Origin of the sequence: Actinomyces polynesiensis (genome assembly GCF_000820725.1) — a bacterium.
Lineage (GTDB): Bacteria > Actinomycetota > Actinomycetes > Actinomycetales > Actinomycetaceae > Pauljensenia > Pauljensenia polynesiensis.
Map to the genome: position 1 here is coordinate 1 of NZ_CCXH01000187.1, position 17,735 is coordinate 17,735.

11 protein-coding genes and 1 pseudogene are annotated in these 17,735 nt (G+C 72.8%); 3 read left to right on the forward strand and 9 right to left on the reverse strand.

The window, feature by feature from the left end; all coding sequences use genetic code 11:
• From TA90_RS07925 to TA90_RS07940, 4 genes are all read right to left on the reverse strand, one after another.
• The coding region (locus TA90_RS07925; RefSeq protein WP_231550703.1) for a fatty acid synthase subunit beta domain-containing protein at nt 1-4,984 on the reverse strand (4,984 nt) is incomplete at its 3' end.
• Nucleotides 4,985-5,350: 366 nt separating this feature from the next.
• The gene (locus tag TA90_RS07930) at nt 5,351-6,931 is read right to left on the reverse strand and encodes an acyl-CoA carboxylase subunit beta (RefSeq protein ID WP_043535644.1); all 1,581 of its coding nucleotides are present in this window, start codon (nt 6,929-6,931) and stop codon (nt 5,351-5,353) included.
• Nucleotides 6,928-8,784 (reverse strand): ATP-binding protein, encoded by a 1,857-nt coding sequence (locus tag TA90_RS07935; protein ID WP_043535646.1) that lies wholly within the window; start codon nt 8,782-8,784, stop codon nt 6,928-6,930. Before TA90_RS07935 ends, TA90_RS07930 begins: the two co-directional genes overlap by 4 nt.
• 57 nt (nt 8,785-8,841) lie before the next feature.
• Entirely contained in the window at nt 8,842-9,723 is an 882-nt protein-coding gene (locus tag TA90_RS07940; RefSeq protein ID WP_052450651.1) for a biotin--[acetyl-CoA-carboxylase] ligase, read from the reverse strand.
• A gap of 565 nt (nt 9,724-10,288) precedes the next feature.
• On the opposite strand from TA90_RS07940, the gene ettA reads away from it, so the two are divergent.
• Nucleotides 10,289-11,971: an energy-dependent translational throttle protein EttA gene (ettA, locus tag TA90_RS07945; RefSeq protein ID WP_043535648.1), complete on the forward strand. Its 1,683-nt coding sequence runs from the start codon at nt 10,289-10,291 to the stop codon at nt 11,969-11,971.
• A 134-nt stretch (nt 11,972-12,105) separates the two neighbouring features.
• Here ettA and TA90_RS07950 read toward each other — a convergent pair whose 3' ends face one another.
• Together TA90_RS07950 and TA90_RS07955 are read right to left on the reverse strand one after the other, a co-directional pair.
• The gene (locus tag TA90_RS07950) at nt 12,106-12,900 is read right to left on the reverse strand and encodes a VIT1/CCC1 transporter family protein (protein ID WP_043535650.1); all 795 of its coding nucleotides are present in this window, start codon (nt 12,898-12,900) and stop codon (nt 12,106-12,108) included.
• An 86-nt stretch (nt 12,901-12,986) separates the two neighbouring features.
• Entirely contained in the window at nt 12,987-14,201 is a 1,215-nt protein-coding gene (locus tag TA90_RS07955; RefSeq protein ID WP_052450652.1) for a cation:proton antiporter, read from the reverse strand.
• 290 nt (nt 14,202-14,491) lie between these two features.
• Here TA90_RS07955 and TA90_RS07960 point away from each other — a divergent pair, with 290 nt between their 5' ends.
• A complete protein-coding gene (locus tag TA90_RS07960) occupies nt 14,492-14,902 on the forward strand; it encodes an MGMT family protein (RefSeq protein WP_074015352.1) in 411 nt (136 codons plus the stop codon).
• A gap of 60 nt (nt 14,903-14,962) precedes the next feature.
• Here TA90_RS07960 and TA90_RS07965 read toward each other — a convergent pair whose 3' ends face one another.
• From TA90_RS07965 to TA90_RS07975, 3 genes are read right to left on the reverse strand one after another with little or no spacing between them, the layout of a single operon-like run.
• Nucleotides 14,963-15,595 carry a GNAT family N-acetyltransferase gene (locus TA90_RS07965; RefSeq protein ID WP_043535652.1) on the reverse strand — a complete coding sequence of 211 codons (633 nt, stop codon included), beginning with the start codon at nt 15,593-15,595 and terminating at the stop codon, nt 14,963-14,965.
• The gene (locus tag TA90_RS07970; RefSeq protein WP_052450653.1) at nt 15,592-16,356 is read right to left on the reverse strand and encodes an alpha/beta hydrolase; all 765 of its coding nucleotides are present in this window, start codon (nt 16,354-16,356) and stop codon (nt 15,592-15,594) included. The genes TA90_RS07965 and TA90_RS07970 overlap by 4 nt, the downstream gene beginning before the upstream one ends.
• A 43-nt stretch (nt 16,357-16,399) precedes the next feature.
• Entirely contained in the window at nt 16,400-17,380 is a 981-nt protein-coding gene (locus TA90_RS07975) for an acyl-CoA thioesterase (RefSeq protein ID WP_052450654.1), read from the reverse strand.
• 81 nt (nt 17,381-17,461) lie between these two features.
• Between TA90_RS07975 and TA90_RS07980 the strand changes: the two are divergent.
• Nucleotides 17,462-17,735 (forward strand): annotated as a pseudogene (locus TA90_RS07980) (4-alpha-glucanotransferase); the annotation flags it as partial.

A 17,735-nucleotide genomic window follows, 5' to 3' on the forward strand; every position in this document is an offset into this window, starting at 1 on the left:
CGGCGGGCGTCCCGCCGGTCGCCCCGGACCCGGAGGCGGACCCGGAGGCGGAGCCGGGGGCGGGCGCGGCCACCTCGTCCTCCTCCTCCTCGGGGGCGTCCACCACTGCGACGTCCGTGTGGTACACGCGCGCCTCGTCCCGCTGGACGTTGCGCACCGTCACCCGTCGGCCCGCGAAGGTCGGCTGGCGCAGGGTGCGGTCGGCGAGGTTGGCCAGAGTCGGGGAGGCGCCGAGTCCGATCTCGACGACCTCCTCCACGCCCACCCCGCCGTGGTCCGGTTCGGAGAAGAGCACGGCCTGGGTCTCGATCCAGCGGACCGGGGAGGCGAACTGCCAGGACAGCAGCTCGATGAGCAGCAACCGCGTGAGCTCCGACGGGTTCGCCGCAGCCGCCTGCCAGGCCTCGTCGGACGTGGCCAGGGGTTCCAGGGCCCCGGAGGGCACCACGTCGAGGACCGCGCGCACGAAGTCGCGGCTGAGCTCGAAGGGCCGGGCCACCAGGTTGGGCACGTAGCGACCCACCATCGTGGCCGGGTCGATGTCGTGGGGGACCCGTTCCTCGAGCTTCTCGCGGAACTCCGGCACGCCGCGACGCAGCACGGTCGAGTGGAAGGGCACGTCGATGCCGGGGACGAACATGAAGGGGTTGCGTCCCCCCGCCGCCTCGGCCCGCGCGCGGGCGTCCGCGGCCAGGGCGTCGAGCCCCGCGATCGTGCCGGCGACCGCATACTGCTGGCCGGCCAGGTTGAAGTTGACGATCTCCAGGAACTCACCGGACTCCTGCGCCACACCCGCCACGTAGTCGACCACGTCCGCGTCACCGACGCCGAACTGGTTGGGGCGCAGGGCACCCATGCGGTAGTTCGAGCGTCCCCGCGCGTCGCGCTCCACCAGGCCGTGCATGGTGCGCCCTCGGTGGAAGACCAGCTCGAGGACCGTCTCCAGCGGGAAGACCTGGGCGTAGGCGGACAGTGCGTCGTACTCGCCCAGGGAGTGGCCGGCGAAGCAGGCTCCGTCCACCGCCGCGCCCGCCTCGCGCAGGCGTTCGGTCTGGGCGAAGGCCAGGGTGGCCAGAGCCACCTGGGTGAACTGCGTGAGGTTGAGGACCCCTTCGGGATGGCGGTAGGTGACACCCCGTGCGGTGATCTCCACGGGGTTGTCACGCACGATCGCCAGGATCGAGAAGCCCAGTGCCTCGCGCGTGTGCCGGTCGGCCCGCGTCCAGATGTCGTCCACGGCCGGGGACTTGGCACGCTCGTCGAGCCCCATCCCCCTGGCCTGGATGCCCTGGCCGGGGTAGACGTAGGCGGTGCGCGGGGGGAGGGTCGTGGCGGTCGCCCGCGAGACGATCTCGTGGTCGATGCGGCAGGTGACCTCCAGGGCCAGCCCGCCCCCCGCCACGCGTCCGACACGTTCGACGCTGATCTCGACCTCGGAGTCGAGGTCGACGGGTCCGAACATGTTGTAGGTCCACCCCCGCAGCACCGGGTGGCGTTCGCCGGACACGGAGGCGCACGCCGCGTGCTGGGCCGTGGCGGAGAGCCACATCCCGTGCACCAGGGGGGCGTCCATGCCGGCGACCCTCGCCGCGGCGACGGAGGTGTGGATCGGGTTGAAGTCCCCCGACACGATCGCGAAGGGCGTCATGTCGTGGGGTGCCCTCACGCGCACCCTGCGCAGGAGGGAACGGGGGGTGTCGCGCACGTCGCGCGGGGCACCGCCGGCGACCGGGGGATCGGCGGGCGGGGTGTCACCCGTGGCCCGACCGCGGATGGCGAAGCGCTCCTGGGTGGAGCCCACCTGCTCCTCCCCGGCGAACAGGTCCAGCGCCACGGTGACGATGCGACCCGAGGAGGACTCCTCGACGTCGGCCACACGGGAGACGACCTCGATGCTGTCCACCCCGCGGGCGAGCAGCTGCTCGGGGGTCTCCCGCAGCTCGATGGTGTGGTCGAGGTGGACGGCGTTCAGCAGCCCCTCGATGACGGGGTAGTCGTCGTGGACGGCGGAGCCGAGTGCGGCGTAGATGGCGGGCCAGGCCGGGCCGAGCAGCGCATCGGGCACCCAGGGGGCCGGCGACAGCTCCTCGGGCAGGGCGTCCGCGGTGACACCGGCGTGGTCCGTGCCGAGGTGGTCGGCGAGGGTGAAGACGTAGTGGGCCTCCCCGAACTCGGAGTCCTCGGAGGGCACCATGGTCGGCAGGGCCTCGATGCGGTCCCCGCCCACGCTGGTGGACCCGACCCCCGCGGTGCCCGCGAGCAGGGCGTACATGTGCTCGGGCAGGCGGGCCTCGTCGATGACGGGCACTGCGCCGGAGGAGGTGCTCGCCGGCAGCGACAGCGGGAACACCAGGCGGCGCACGGCGTGGTTCGCAGCGCCGACCGGGTCGTCGTCCCACAGGGTGTCCAGGTGGATGACGAGGTCCGCGCCCGGGGTCCCGTCCCCGCCGGGGTGGTCGAGGACCTCCACGCGCTCCGCCGGGAGGACCGCTGCGGGGTTCGTGATGAGGTGGCCCGTCCACATGACGTGGGGGACGGCGCGCAGGAACTCCTCCGCCGAGGAGGAGGGACGGTCCGTCCCGAGTCGTGCGAAGACGGGGGACGAGGGCGTCCCTGCCTGTTCGAGGCGCTCCACGGCTGCACGCTCGAAACGTCCGAGGAGCTCGCCGACCGGCTCGTCGACCCGGTCGATGCCGGCCACGGACACCGGACCGGGGATGATGCGCACGGAGTCGGCGGGGTAGCGCTCGTCCTGGGCCTGCCACAGTCCGTCCTGGCCCCACCAGCGCAGGAGGTCGTCGTCCAGCACGGGCACGAACGGCATCGGCTTGGGGTACGAGCGGCACAGGGTGGGGAACCAGGCTGCGTCGATGGGTGTGACCTCGGTGGTCTCCGCGCCCGGGAGGGCGGCGATGAGCCGCTCGGCGGCGGCCGGTGCGTCCTCCACGTCCGCCGGGGTGGGGAAGAGGGTGGGGACGTCCCCGTGGTCCACGGGGGACAGGCGGGCCTCGACCCTCTGGAGGAGGTCGTGGTAGCGCATGGTCCAGGTCGGGTCCACCCAGGGGTAGGACAGGTCGGCGAAGTGGCGCACCCACTGGGCGTAGGTCATGGACTCCAGGTCACCGAAGTAGGGCTTGGAGGTGCGGGCCAGTGCCTCGACCACCTCGTCCCTGCGGGCGCGCACGGCGGCCGCGTCCCCGCCGATCTCGGCGATGAGCCGGGCGGCGGCCGCGGCGGCGTTGTCGACCTCGTGCATGTCGGCGCGCAGGTGGGACAGACCCGAGGTGACCCCGCCGCGGACGGTGCCCTGGGCGATCCACCCGCCGAGCCCGTCGTGTCCGTCCACGCCGGGTGTGTCGACCAGGACCTGCTTGACCTCGGGGGTGGTCCGTGCCTCCTTCACGGTCATCGCGGCGGTGCCGACGAGGACCCCGTCCACGGGCATGGCCGGTCGGTCGTGGCGCAGGGACCACTGGCCGGAGAGGTAGTCGGCGGCGCGCTCGGGTGTCCCGATGCCGCCCCCGACGCAGAGGACCATGTTGGGGGTCGCACGGACCGTGGCGTAGGTGGCCAGGAGGAGGTCGTCGAGGTCCTCCCAGGAGTGGTGGCCCCCGGCGTGGCCGTCCTCGACGTGGATGACGACCGAGGTGTCCGGCACCGAACGGGCGATGTCGACGGTGCGCAGGATCTGGTCGACGGTGCCGGGCTTGAAGGCGACGTAGGGGAAGCCGTCGGCCTGCAGCTCCGCGATCAGGTCACCGGCCTCGTCGAGCTCGGGGATGCCCGCCGAGACCACCACGCCGTCCAGGGGGGCGCCGGAGGCGCGGGAACGGGAGACGATCCTCTGGGTGCCGAACTGGAGGTTCCAGAGGTAGCGGTCCATGAACATCGAGTTGAACTCGGCGGTGCGTCCGGGCTCCAGCATCTCCCGCAGACCGGCGAGGTTCCCGGCATAGACGTCCTCGGTCACCTGGCCGCCCCCGGCCAGCTCCGCCCAGTGGCCGGCGTTGGCGGCCGCGGCGACGATCTCGGGATCCACGGTGGTCGGCGTCATGCCGGCCAGCAGCACCGGCGAGCGCCCCGTCAGTCGCGAGAAGGCGGTGTCGACCACCGTCGTCCCGTCGGGGAGGGTCACCAGGCGGGGGGCGAGGCCGGTCCAGTCCGAGGGGGCCGGGGGGCGGAAACCGGGGGTGGAGAGCCGGTCACGGTCCTCCTGGGTCCCCGCCGAGGTCACGCCGACGCCGGTCCCCTCCAGGACCAGACGGGTCATGCGGGTCAGGGTCGCCCCGGGACCGACGTCGATGAGCCAGTGGGCACCACGTGCGACCGCGTCGCCCACCTGGGCGGGCCAGTCCACGTGGTCCGTGAGCACGCCGCGGGCCAGGCGCTCGGCCCACCCGGCGTCCATCCCGCAGGCGTGGGCCCACTCGAGGGTCTGGCGGAGCGCCCCCTCGAGGAGCTCGGAGTGGAAGGGCGCGTCCACGGGCAGGAACTCGCACACCGGGGAGAGGACCGCCCCGCCCTTGCGGTGGGCGGCGTGGTCGGCCCGGTCGCGGCGCGCCACCTCCTCGACGGCGGCGACGACGAGCGCGAGGTCCTCGGGGTGGCCGGACAGGACGTGGGTCCGGCGGTCGTTGCGCACGCCGATGGAGACGGGGTGGGAGAGTCCGTCGTGTCCGTCGACGACGGCGCGGAGGACCTCCTCGGGCAGGCGGCGCACCGACACCATGACCGTCGCCCCGTCCACCGCGTGGATCCCCAGGCGGCGGGTCTCGCGCGTGGTGGCCGCCCCGATCAGGCGCGCGAGCGCCACGACGGCCTCGGTGCCCGCACGGTCCCCTGCCTGCCAGGCCCGCTGCAGTTCGACGCCGAGGACACCCTGGGAGTGACCCTCCACGGCCACCGGGGGGTGGGTGCGGGTGTCCAGGCCGTCCAGGGCCAGCGAGAGGAGTGTGGCGTACTGGGCGAGCACGATCCCGGGCACCGAGAGTGCGGGGGAGCGGTCGCCCGCGCCTCCGCCCGCGCCCTCCGCTGCGCGACGTCCGGGGGGCGTCCTCCTCGGCGCCCGTCGGCGACAGCCCCAGGTCCAGCGAGGCCGCCCCGAGGGTGGCCAGGTCCATGCGCACGGGTGACAGCAGCCGGTCGCCCGCCTCCAGGACCCCTGCGAGGGGGGTCGCCAGGGTGGTGTCGGTGGCGGCCTCGTCGAGGGCGGCTCGCCACGGGGTGGCCTGGCCGGCGAAGAGCAGTGCGTAGGGGGTCTGTGCCAGTTCGGTGAGGAAGGCGGGGGTGGTGGTCATGGAACGGTCTCGTTTCTGCGGGGGACGGGGGTCGTGGGGGTCGGCGGCGGGGCTCACAGGGGCCCGTTGTCGTGCCGTTTGAGGTGGGGACAGCTCTGGTCCTTGGAACGCAGGAGTTCCAGGGAGTCGACGAGGACCCGGCGGGTGCGGGAGGGCGTGATGATGCCGTCCAGTTCCCCGGTGCGCACCGACAGGTCCGGGTTGACGGTGGACGCGCGGTACTCCTCCACGAGGCGGGTGCGTTCGGCCTCGACGTCGCGGCCCTCCGCCGCGGCTGCGGCGAGTTCGCGGCGGTACATGATCGAGACCGCGCCCTCGGCCCCCATCACGGCGATCTCCGCGTCGGGCCAGGCGAAGGCCAGGTCCGCGCCGATCGACTTCGACCCCATGACGATGTAGGCACCGCCGTAGGCCTTGCGCAGGTCCACCGTCACCATGGGGACGGTGGCGTTGGCGTAGGCGCTGATGAGCTTGGCCCCGCGCCGGATGATCCCCGCCTGCTCCTGCTGGGTCCCGGGGCGGTAGCCGGGCACGTCGACCAGGGTGACGATCGGCAGTCCGAAGGCATCGCAGAAGCGGACGAACCGGGCGGCCTTCTCCGAGGCGTCGACGTCGAGGGTGCCCGCGTCGACCATCGGCTGGTTCGCGACGATGCCGACGGGGCGGCCCTCGAGGCAGGCGAGACCGACGACGATGCGCGGCGCGAAGAGCTGCTGGACCTCCACGAACTCGCCGTGGTCCACGAGGTGCTGGACGACCTCGACGACGTCGTAGGGGCGTCGTGCCGAGGTGGGGACGAGGTCACCGACCGCCCGGGCGGCCGCCAGGTCCTGGGCGTCGGCCTCGTAGTCGTAGCGCGGGGCCGGGGACTCACAGCTGGAGGGCAGGTAGTCCAGCAGGGAGCGGACGTAGTCGATGGCCTCCTGCTCGGTCTCCGCCAGGTAGTGGGCGACCCCGGAGTGGAAGTTGTGCATGGCCGCACCGCCCAGCTCCTCGAAGGAGACGTCCTCGCCGGTGGTCGCGCGCACCACGTCCGGTCCGGTGACGAACATGTGGGAGTGGTCGCGGGTCATGATGATGAAGTCCGTCAGTGCCGGGGAGTAGACGGCGCCCCCCGCGCAGGGGCCCAGGATCAGTGAGATCTGGGGGACCAGTCCCGAGGCCTGGCAGGACTTGCGGAAGATGCGCCCGTACTGGGACAGGGCCACGACCCCCTCCTGGATGCGGGCCCCGCCGGAGTCCTGCATGCCCACCACCGGGATGCGCAGGCGGATCGCCGTGTCGTACAGGGCGATGATCTTGTCCCCCTCGACGCGTCCCAGGGTCCCGCCCCGGTTCGAGAAGTCCTGGGCGTAGGCCGCGACCATGCGGCCCTGCACCTTGCCGTACCCCGTGTGCACGGCCGCCCCCGTGTCGCCCCCGCGGATGTCGCCACCCACGAACTGCCCGACCTCGGTCCAGGCGCCGTCGTCGAAGAAGGCCTCCATGCGTTCGCGCGCCGTGAGCTTTCCCTTGGGGTGCTGACGCGCGGCGGCCCGTTCCTCCGCCTTCGCGCCGACCTCGGCGCACAGCGCCGCGTGGTCCTCGCGGTTGCGGGTGTCGGTGGGGTCCAGGATCTGGGGGATGGTGCTCATGCCTGCTCCTTCTCGATGCGCAGCAGCGCGTCACCCGGGGTGACGCTGGTGCCCTGGGGGGCGAGGACCTCGACGACGGTGCCGGGGTGGGGGGCCTGGACGTACTTCTCCATCTTCATGGCCTCCAGGACGACCACCAGGTCGCCCTCGTCGACGTGTGCGCCGACCTCGACGGGCACCTGCACGACGATGCCCTGCATCGGCGAGGTGATCGTGCCGTCGCTGCTGGCCCCGCCCAGGGGGCCGGCCGCAGTCCGCTCCTGGCGCTGGGAGCGCAGCGGCTGGGCGGGCCGGGTGCGGACCCCGGGGGCCAGGAGGCCACTGGGCACGGTCAGCGTCATGCGGCGCCCGTCCAGCTCGATGACGTAGGTCTGACGGGGGACGGACGGGACCGGGGGTGGCGGTGGGGTCGCCCCCTCCCCGGGGGAGTGGTCGTGCCCGGGCAGGAACTGGTCCTCGAGCCACCTGGTGGAGACGGTGAAGCCGTCGGCGCCGATGAAGGCGGGATCGTCGAGGATGTCGCGGTAGAGGGGGACCGGGGTCGCCACGCCCTCGATCGCGAACTCTCCCAGCGCCCGGCGCGAGCGCGCGAGTGCCTCCTCCCGGTCGGAACCGGTGACGATGATCTTGGCGATCATCGAGTCGAAGGCGCCCTCGACCTCGTCGCCCTCCGCGAGGCCCAGCTCCAGGCGCACCCCGGGGCCGGAGGGCCAGCGCACGCGCTCGACCCGCCCGGGAACGGGCACGAGGTCCTGGGCCGGGTCCTCGCAGGTGATGCGGAACTCGAGGGAGTGCCCGCGCCCGGGTGCGGGCGGGGACAGGGGCAGTCCCTCCGCGATGCGGACCTGCTCGCGCACGAGGTCGACGCCGGCGACCTCCTCGGACACGGGGTGCTCCACCTGGAGGCGGGGGTTGACCTCGAGGAACCAGAGCGAGCCGTCGGGTTCGAGGAGGAACTCGCAGGTGCCCACCCCGACGTAGCCCACGGCCTCGAAGAGGCGGCGCGAGGAGTCGACGAGTTGGTCGTGGACCCCCTCGGGCAGGAAGGGTGCGGGCGCCTCCTCGATGAGTTTCTGGTTGCGACGCTGGACGGAGCAGTCGCGCGTGGACACGACCCGGAAGGTGCCCAGCGAGTCACGGGCGCACTGGGTCTCGACGTGGCGGGCCACCTGGACGAAGCGTTCGACGAAGTACTGGCCGAGGTCCTGCGCCGTCCCCTCGGGGAGGGCGACCGGGAGGTCGGCGGGGAGGTCGGACGGCGTCCCGGTGGTGTCCGCCCCCGTGGCGCGGGTGGTGTGACGGGAGAAGAAGCGGTCGAGGTCCCCGCTGTCCCTGAGCACCGAGATGCCGCGGCCCCCGCCCCCGTCGGCACGCTTGAGGACCACCGGGTACCCGTGCTCCGCGATGAACTCCTCCACGGCGGAGCGGGACCTCACCGGGTCCGACACCCCCGGGACGGGGGCGACACCACAGGACTCCGCCACGCGCCGCGCCCGGATCTTGTCCCCGAGGGCCTCGATGACGGCTCCCGAGGGCCCGATCCAGGCGATGCCGGCGTCCTCGACGGCCCGTGCGAAGTCCGGGTCCTCCGAGAGGAAGCCGTACCCGGGGTGGACGGCGTCGGCGCCGGTCCCCAGTGCGACGGTGAGGATGGCCTCGGCATTGAGGTAGGTCTCCTCGGCGGTCGTGCCGTCGAGGCCCCAGGCCTCGTCCGCCTCGTGGGCGAAGGGGGCTGCGATGTCCTGGTCCGCGTAGACGGCGACCGTGCCGATCTCCATGTCGATCGCGGTGCGGATGACCCTCAGGGCGATCTCGCCGCGGTTGGCGACCAGGATCCTGTTGATGGTGCGCAAGTGGTGACCTCGTTCGGTGGGGGGTGGATGGACGTGTGCGGGGCGGGTCCGGTGGCCTCAGGTGGGTGCCACGGGGTCGACGTCGCCCGCGGAGACCGAGATCTCCGTGCCGTCGGGGGTGAGGACCGTGAGCGTTCCGTCGGCGCCGATGCCGGTGGCGGTCCCGACTGGGGGAGGGGCGGGCACGGGCGTGCCGTCCGGCCCTTGGCCCGGGTCATCCGGTCGACGCACGGTGACCTCGTGCCCCAGGGTCGTGCAGCAGGCGAGGAGCGCCCCGTGGATGCCTGCGGTCACCGCATCGCCGTCGTGGTCGACGAGGGCGGCGACCCGTGGGGCGAAGGCATCGAGCCAGTCGAGCAGGAGTGACTCGATGACCTCCCCGGGTTCCGTCCCGGCCGCGTCGTCCCCCTCCAGGGACAGGGAGGTGGCCGTCGGCGTCGGACGCTCGGCAGCGGTCATCGAGACGTTGACCCCGAGACCCACCACGACGTGGAGCGCGCGGTCCGAGACGCCCAGGAACTCCGCGAGGAGACCGGCGATCTTGCGGGACCCGTCGACCAGGACGTCGTTGGGCCACTTGACCCCCACGGTGCGTCCGAGGGGGGACAGGTGGGCGAGCAGGGTCTCCCGGGCGGCGAGCGCCCCGATGAGGGCGAACCAGGGCAGCGCGCCCTGCAGTCCGCCGGTGCGGGGGACCTCGAGGAGGACGGAGGCGGTGAGTGAGCGTCCCTCCGGGGCGTACCAGGCGCGCCCGAGGCGACCCCGTCCTGCGCTCTGCCGCTCGGCGACGACCGTGGTCAGGTGGGGGGTGTCGATGCGTGGGTCCCGCTGCAGGTGGCGGGCGAGGTCGTTCGTCGAGCCCGTGGTGGCGACGCGGACGAGCAGGGGGGCGGGCGTCGGCCGACCGGCGTATGGTTCAAAATTTGAAATAGTGCGCATGCCTGAGGTCCCTCCGTCCTTCCCGGTGGTTGGTGTCCGATCATCGAGTGGTGGTGACGCCCCGGGCCTCCCCCGGGGTCGTCGCCTCCGTCAGGGCGGTCCCCGACGGTCCGACAGGTTCACGACTTGCAGCAGTTCCCCGGAGTATAACCAGCACGCGGCGCCCGATCGGCACCACCTCCGGGGGGCATGTCGCGGCGTCGTGCGGCCCGGCACCGGATGGTGGGCGACGAGGGCGCACCCGTGGACGACCCCTCCGGAGGGGACCGTGACCCGCCGCCATCCGCACCTTCGTGCGGGTCCCGGATTGATCACGGAGCAGGTCGCGGCCCCGGGGGCGCACACCCGTCGGGGCCCTGCGCCCCTCCCGGAGTGATCTGCGTCATGGTGCCCGGCATGTGGCCCCCGGGCGACCACCGGGTGGAGACCCGTCCCACAGGTTCGCCGGGGGCGGATGGCCGCACGGGGGAGCGTGGCCTAGCATTGTCGGGATGCCGGGTCCCGGTCGCGCGACCGCGCGCCGACCCGCCCCTACCAGGTCCCCACGAGACGGATACGGAGAACCGTGGCCGAGTACATCTACCAAATGATCCGGGCCCGCAAGGCCCACGGCGACAAGGTCATCCTCGACGACGTCAGCATGTCCTTCCTGCCCGGCGCCAAGATCGGCATGGTCGGGCCCAACGGCGCCGGCAAGTCCTCGATCCTCAAGATCATGGCGGGCCTGGACGAGCCCTCCAACGGGGAGGCACGTCTCTCGCCCGGCTACACCGTGGGGATCCTGGAGCAGGAGCCCAGGCTCGACGACACCAGGACGGTCATCGAGAACGTGCGTCTCGGGGCGGCCGACACCTTCGCGAAGCTGGACCGGTTCAACAGGATCTCCGAGGAGATGGCCGACCCCGACGCGGACTTCGACGCGCTGATGGAGGAGATGGGACGTCTCCAGACCGAGATCGACGCCCTGGGCGCCTGGGACATCGACTCCCAGCTCGAGCAGGCCATGGACGCGCTGCGCTGCCCGCCGGCCGACCAGCCCGTCTCCGTCCTCTCCGGTGGCGAGCGTCGCCGCGTTGCCCTGTGCCGTCTGCTCATCGAGGCCCCCGACCTCCTGCTCCTGGACGAGCCCACCAACCACCTGGACGCCGAGTCGGTGGAGTGGCTGGAGAAGCACCTGCACTCCTACGACGGTGCCGTCATCGCGGTCACCCACGACCGGTACTTCCTCGACCACGTGGCCGGGTGGATCGCGGAGGTGGACAGGGGTCGTCTCTACCCCTACGAGGGCAACTACTCGACCTACCTCGAGACCAAGGAGAAGCGTCTCCAGGTCCAGGGTCAGAAGGACGCCAAGCTCGCCAAGCGCCTCAAGGAGGAACTGGACTGGGTGCGCTCCAACCCCAAGGGGCGTCAGGCGAAGTCCAAGGCCCGCCTGGAACGCTACGAGGAGATGGCCGCCGAGGCCGAGCGCACCCGCAAGCTCGACTTCGACGAGATCCAGATCCCGCCGGGGCCCCGTCTGGGCTCCATCGTCCTGGAGGCGAAGGACCTCCGGAAGGGCTTCGGCGACAGGACCCTCATCGACGGGCTCTCCTTCACCCTGCCGCGCAACGGCATCGTCGGGGTCATCGGACCCAACGGCGTCGGCAAGACGACCCTGTTCAAGACGATCGTCGGCCTGGAGCCCCTCGACGGTGGCGAGCTCACCATCGGCGAGACCGTGAAGATCTCCTACGTCGACCAGAACCGCGCCGGCATCGACCCCGACAAGTCCCTGTGGGAGGTGGTGTCCGACGGGCTGGACTTCATCCAGGTGGGCAATGTGGAGATGCCCTCGCGCGCCTACGTCTCGGCCTTCGGGTTCAAGGGACCGGACCAGCAGAAGCCGGCCGGGGTGCTCTCCGGTGGGGAGCGCAACAGGCTGAACCTGGCGCTCACCCTCAAGCAGGGCGGCAATCTGCTGCTGCTGGACGAGCCCACCAACGACCTGGACGTGGAGACGCTCGGGTCGCTGGAGAACGCCCTGCTCCAGTTCCCCGGCTGCGCCGTGGTCGTCACCCACGACCGCTGGTTCCTGGACCGCGTGGCCACGCACATCCTCGCCTGGGAGGGGACGGACGAGGACCCGGCGCAGTGGTACTGGTTCGAGGGCAACTTCGAGGCCTACGAGAAGAACAAGGTCCAGCGTCTGGGCATCGATGCCGCGACCCCGCACCGGGTCACGCACCGCAAGCTCACCCGCGGCTGAGAACGGGACCTGCGCCCGGCCCGTGAGTCCCTGACACGCGGCGGGGGCAGAGGGCCCCGACCCCCGGAGCGGTGGCGCCACAGGCGTGCCGCGTCCGGGGGTCCTCCGTCCGGGCCCGGGGGGTGCGGCGGACCTCAGAGGTCCAGGACCGTGCCCGCCAGGAAGCTCGCGACCACCGAGGCCACCCCGACGGTCACCGATCGCGCCACCGTTCGCCACACGGGGGCGTGGTTGTGCCGGGCCGCGACGACGGAGGTGACCGTCAGGGAGGCCACGACCACCAGGACGGTCGCCCACTTGTCGAACCGTCCGGGCACGAAGAGGCTGATCAGCAGCGGCAGCAGGGACCCGAGGACGAAGGCGACCGTCGCGTCGACGCTCTGCCAGATGACGTGGCTGCGCGTGATCGCACCCGGGATGCCGAGGTCGGCCTCGAGGCGTGACCCCGCCGGGTCGTGGGCCAGCAGCTGGTCGGCCACCTGTCCCGCCAGGTCCGGGCTCAGGCCCCGCCGGACGCAGGCCGAGGCGAGTCGGGCGCGGCGCGCCCCCTCCTCCGCGTCGTCGGTGCCGTGCCCGGCGCGCGGGCCGTGGGTGGCGTCGGCGCCGTCGGTGGCGTCCGAGCCGCACCCGTACGACCCCCGTTCCGCCTCCCGGAGCTGCCTCAGCTGGGCGTCCCGTTCGGAGGACATCTCCGCCCACCGTGTTCCCCCCAGGGCGATCCCACCGGCGAAGGTGGCGATGACCCCGGCGGTGACCAGGCTGGCAGCCGAGGCCCCTGCCTGCGTGAACCCCTCCAGCAGGCCGGCGGTCGCCACGACGCCGTCATTGACGTCGACCGTCCACGCCCGCAGCGTGGCGGGATCCTGCAGCGCGGCACGCAACCGTCGACCCCGGCCCGCACGCCGGGACGGGACACCGATCTCGGACACGTCCCCAGCATGGGGAGGCCGCGGCCGGTGGCGTCGCGGTGTGCCGGGGGACGGAACGACCTCTCTGCGGGGGCCGGGTTCCCGGTTCAGCCGCGGTTCCGCTGCCGGGCGGGGCCCTGCTGCGGGGCGGGGCCCTGCTGCGGGGCGGGGCCCTGCCCGGGTCGGACCCGCCGCGACAGGGCACGGGCCAGTGCGCCGTGGAGGACCACGGCGATGCACGCAGTGGCGACGAGGGCGGAACGGTCGGAGGCCTCCATGGCCCCCGCCTGCACCGCGGTCTGGGTGACGGCGGCGACCAGACCGAGCCCGATGCCCGTGTAGAGGCCGATCTGTGCGGCCTCGGCCGGCGCGAACCCGTCCACCCGCCAGGAGTACAGGGCCACGGGCAGGACGCGCACGAGCAGGTTGGCCCCGAGGAAGGCGAAGGGGATCCACGGGCTGCGCACGAGTCCCGCCAGGTCGATGTTCATCCCCGCGAGCACGAGGAAGACGGGGATGAAGACTCCGAAGGCCACCGCATGGAGCTGGACCGCGAGGTCGGAGTGCTCATCGGGGAAGGCCTCCCTGACGATGACCCCGGCGAGGAAGGCCGCCATGATCGAGTCGAGACCCAGGGCGCTGGTGAGGAGCAGCAGACCGAGCAGCACGACCATGACGATGCGGACGTCGGTCTGGGTGCTCGACCGGGACCCCTCCCGGATGGCGTGCACGAGCCAGCCCATCCGCCTGCGGATCAGGTCGGGCACCGCGAACAGCACCGCGACGAGGCAGAGGAACGCCACGAGCACAAGCACGGAGGTGAGCGTCCCCCGCACCCCCAGGAGCACTGCCAGGGCGATCGGGGCGCCCATCTGGCCCGCCGTGCCGTTGCGCAGCACCGCGTCCCCCAGCGGGGTGCCGGGCCCGACTCCGCGGGCCTTGAGCATCGGAGTGACGGTGCCCAACGCGGTGGCGACCAGGGCGATGGCGATGGCGGTGGCCCCGGTGGAGGTGCTGAACAGGCTCAGTGCCCGTCCCAGCAGCAGGGCCAGACCCAGGCACACCAGCCACAGGAGGACCGCGCGACGGCTCCGTCGCCCGAAGTGGCTGCGGGGCTCGATCTCGTGGCCCGCGAGGAGGAACATCATCCCGGTGCCGATGTTGCCCATGATGGTGATGGACTCGCCCGGCGTGATCCAGGACAGGGCGAACGGACCGATGACGGAGCCGAAGGCGATCAGTGCGACGCCGTCGGGCAGGAACTGGCGGGGGACGAATCGCGTGACGACGGCGGACAGGACCGCGGCGCCGAAGATGATCAACAGGTCTCCCAGTGCGCCCTCCGTGACCGATGGCCCCTTCCTGCTCGTACCGGCACGGGATGCCCCCAGTATGGTCCGTGGGTCGGGCCGACCTCGCAGGCGACCATCCCGGGTGGGGCGGCTCCCCGCGTGTGGGACGGCTCCTCGCGTGTGGGGTGGCTCCGCGGGAGCCGGGTGGGACCGTAGACTCCTGTCGTCGTGTCGGGAGGGGGAGGGTCCCGCCCTCGTGGGGACGGGGGAGCGCATTCCTCCCCTCCCGGGCCAGGACCACCCGGAGGGGAGGCGGAGGAATGGATGACCTCCTCGTCGAGCGCGTCCTGCGTGCCGTCGAGTGCGTGCCCCCTGCCCGCCTGGTCACCTACGGGGACATCGCCGCCCTCATCGGGACGGGACCGCGCGTGGTCGGTGCCGTCATGGCCCGTTGGGGTGGGGGAGTGGCGTGGTGGCGTGTCGTGAACGCCCGCGGCGCACTCCCCGTCCACCTCGTGGCCCGGGCACGACCGCACTGGCTCGAGGAGGGCATCGCGCTGCAGGGTGACGACCGGGTGCGTGGAGGCAGTGGGGCGGAGGACCGGGACGGAGCACGGTCCGGGCGCGTCTCCCTCGCCGGGCACCGCATGGCCTCCGAGGACCTGCGTCGTGCCTACTGCGCGGCCACCGCCGACCTGCCGCCACAGGACGAGGGCGGGCCCCACGGGTGAAGGAGCCGGTGGGGAGGCGCGCCGTGCCGGACGCGCGGCGGCTGCGTGGGGGAGGTCGGCTCAGTCCGTCCCCACCAGTCGCAGTCCCAGGGTGTGGCCCACCGGTCTGCCGTCCTCCCGCCGGGTGTCCAGGACCTCGAGGCCCAGGTGGCGGTAGAAGTCCACGGCGTTCGTGTTGCGGGCGTCGACCCCGATCGCGATGCCGGGTGCGCCCCGGGCCCGAACCTGCGAGCAGAACCGCTCGACCAGTCCGCGACCCAGGCCCAGCCCCTGCGCGTCCGGGAGCAGGTCGACGTGGAACTCCGCCGGGTGGTCCACCCGCAGCGGTGACCACAGGTGGCTGCCGTCCAGCGCTCCCTCCAGGAGCTGCCGCTGGGCGTCGGGCCACGAGCCCGGCGCCGGGAAGCGCCGGCGCAGGACGGGTGCCCACTCGGACGCCCACCACCGGGAGAAGGCCGCGACGTCGGACACCCCGAGGACGTACCCCTGCACCTCGCCGTCGATCTCGACGACGGTGGCGAGGTCGGGCTGGAAGTCCACGTGGGGGAGGGCGTAGAGGTGGGGCAGGAGCCCGTCGTCCGCGAACCTCCCGGTGGCATCGCCGCCGGCGTCACCCGTGAGGGTGCACACCAGTGCGACCCGGTCGCGGTCCGCCGGGCGGTAGGGGCGCAGGACCGCTCCCCGGGTGGTCACCGGACCGGGCCCGTCCCGGTCGCGTCCAGGCCCCGGGGGAGCCACTCGCGCCAGAAGGCGAAGTCGTGGTCCCCCGGGCCCTCCCCCCAGACCAGCGGTGTGCCGACCGCGAGGGCGGCGTCACGGAAACGGTGGTTCTGGTCCAGGAGACGGTCCCCGGTGCCGCAGCACGCGAAGATCCGCAGGTCACGACCCTCGCCCGAGGCGATGCGGGAGACCAGGTCGTGGGGTCCCCCCGCGACGGCGTACCCACCGAGGTAGTGCTCGAAGAGGTCGGGGTGCCGGCGCTGGAAGGCGGGCTCGGTGAGGTCGAGCGTGCCCGACAGGGACAGGGCCGCGCCGAACACCCCTGGATGGTCGAGGGCGGTCCGCACGGCCCCGTAGCCGCCCATCGAGAGTCCACCGACGGTGGTGCGGGCCGGGGAGTCGGACACCCGCAGGGTGTTGCGCACCAACGTGGGCAGCTCGCTGCCGACCCAGGTGCCCCAGGCCATGCCGTGGACGGCGTCCACCCAGAACGAGCGCTGGCCGTCGGGCATGACGACGACCAGGCCGCGTGCCGTCGCCAGTTCCTGGACGTCCAGGTGGCTCGGCCACTGCATGTGGTTGCCGGTCAACCCGTGCAGCAGGAACAGCACGGGCCAGCCGTGCGCCGGGGGGACGGCGGGTGCGCCCTCGCGGGACTCGGGGACCGCCACCGTCACCGAGGTGCGCATGCCGAGGGAGTCCGACCGGACCTGGGACCACTCCTGCACAGACATGGGGCCATGCTATCGGCGCGCCGCGCCGCGCGGTCCGGGCCGGTCAGGCGCCCAACTCGGCGTCGATCTCACGGGCCGCCTCCGCCACGGCGCCCTCCTCCGCCCCGAAGCCCCACCGGCCCGAACCGGTGCGACCCTCCAGGGGGACGCGCAGCATGCCCTGTTGGCTGGCCTCGGCGACCAGCTCGCCCCCACGGGTGAACACCCGGGCGCTGGTGAGCACGCGGCCGTTGCTCACCGCGGTGCACGTGCCGTCGAAGAGCAGCCAGTCGTTGATGTCGACGTCGTGGTGGAACCACATCGCGTGGTCCAGGGAGGCCGCCGACATGCCGGGGGTCATCCAGGACAGCCCGGTGGCCCGCATGGCCGGTTCGAACATCACCTGGTCGATGACGTAGGCCAGCAGGGCGCGGTGGACGGGTTGGCCGATCTCCTCCGGGATGGGACTGCGTGGTGCCATCCACAGCTGCTGGCGGTTCGAGGGGGTGCGGTCGGCGCTGGTGTAGAGGTCGCGCTGGACGTGGCGCACGTCGAAGGCCGTCGTCTTGCCGAGGAAGCGTCCGACGGGGTGGTCCATCGCCCGGAAGATCTCCAGCGCGGAGCGCAGGCCCTCGGGTCCGGGGACCTCGGGAGCGGTGATCTCGAACTCGAGCCCGTCCTCGGGGGGTTGGAAGGAACAGACCATGACGAGGATCTCGCGTTCGTCCTGGCGGCAGGTGATGCGGCGGCTGGAGAAGGAGCGCCCGTCCCTCAGACGCTCGACGTCGAGGTCGAAGGACATCTCCGGGTCGCCGCCCCGCAGGAAATAGGCGTGCAGGGAGTGGGGGAGACGGTCCGCCTCGTCCAGGGTGGCCGTCGCGGCCACCAGGGCCTGGGCGATGACCTGTCCGCCGTAGACGCGCCTGATCTGCGGCAGGGAGTGGGCCCGGAAGGTGTCGTCCCCGGTCTCCTGGAGCTGGAGCACCCGCAGGACGGAGGCGACGGGCTCCTCGCTCGTGAGGAGGATGTCGAGAGGTCGAGTCATGCACCCATTGTGCCGCAGTGTCCCACCGCACCGGCGGACGCGCCGTCCGCCCGGACGCCCGACAGTAGGATGGGGGAGGCAGTGACACCGGACGAAGGGGGCACCGTGGATGCCTCGGCACCTGCTGTGAGCGACATGGACCTGCTGCGGCGCCTGGCCGACGCGAACGGGGTGGCCACCGGGACCTGGGACTGGTACGGCACCTGGCGGGAGGCCTCGGGTCCCTCGCTGCTGCGGGTCCTCGGCGCCCTGGGCCTGCCCGTCGGTCCCGACTCCACCGTCGCCGAGGTCGGTGCGGCCATGGCCCTCACCGAGGAGGCCCCCTGGAGGACCCCCGTCCCGCCGTGCACCGTCG

What these genes read in the sequence shown, in the direction of transcription:
- TA90_RS07960 (WP_074015352.1), top strand. Translation starts at nt 14,492, where the DNA reads ATGGATGACCTCCTCGTCGAGCGCGTCCTGCGTGCCGTCGAGTGCGTG.
- TA90_RS07940 (WP_052450651.1), bottom strand. Translation starts at nt 9,723, where the DNA reads ATGCGCACTATTTCAAATTTTGAACCATACGCCGGTCGGCCGACGCCC.
- TA90_RS07930 (WP_043535644.1), bottom strand. Translation starts at nt 6,931, where the DNA reads ATGAGCACCATCCCCCAGATCCTGGACCCCACCGACACCCGCAACCGC.
- TA90_RS07975 (WP_052450654.1), bottom strand. Translation starts at nt 17,380, where the DNA reads ATGACTCGACCTCTCGACATCCTCCTCACGAGCGAGGAGCCCGTCGCC.
- TA90_RS07970 (WP_052450653.1), bottom strand. Translation starts at nt 16,356, where the DNA reads ATGTCTGTGCAGGAGTGGTCCCAGGTCCGGTCGGACTCCCTCGGCATG.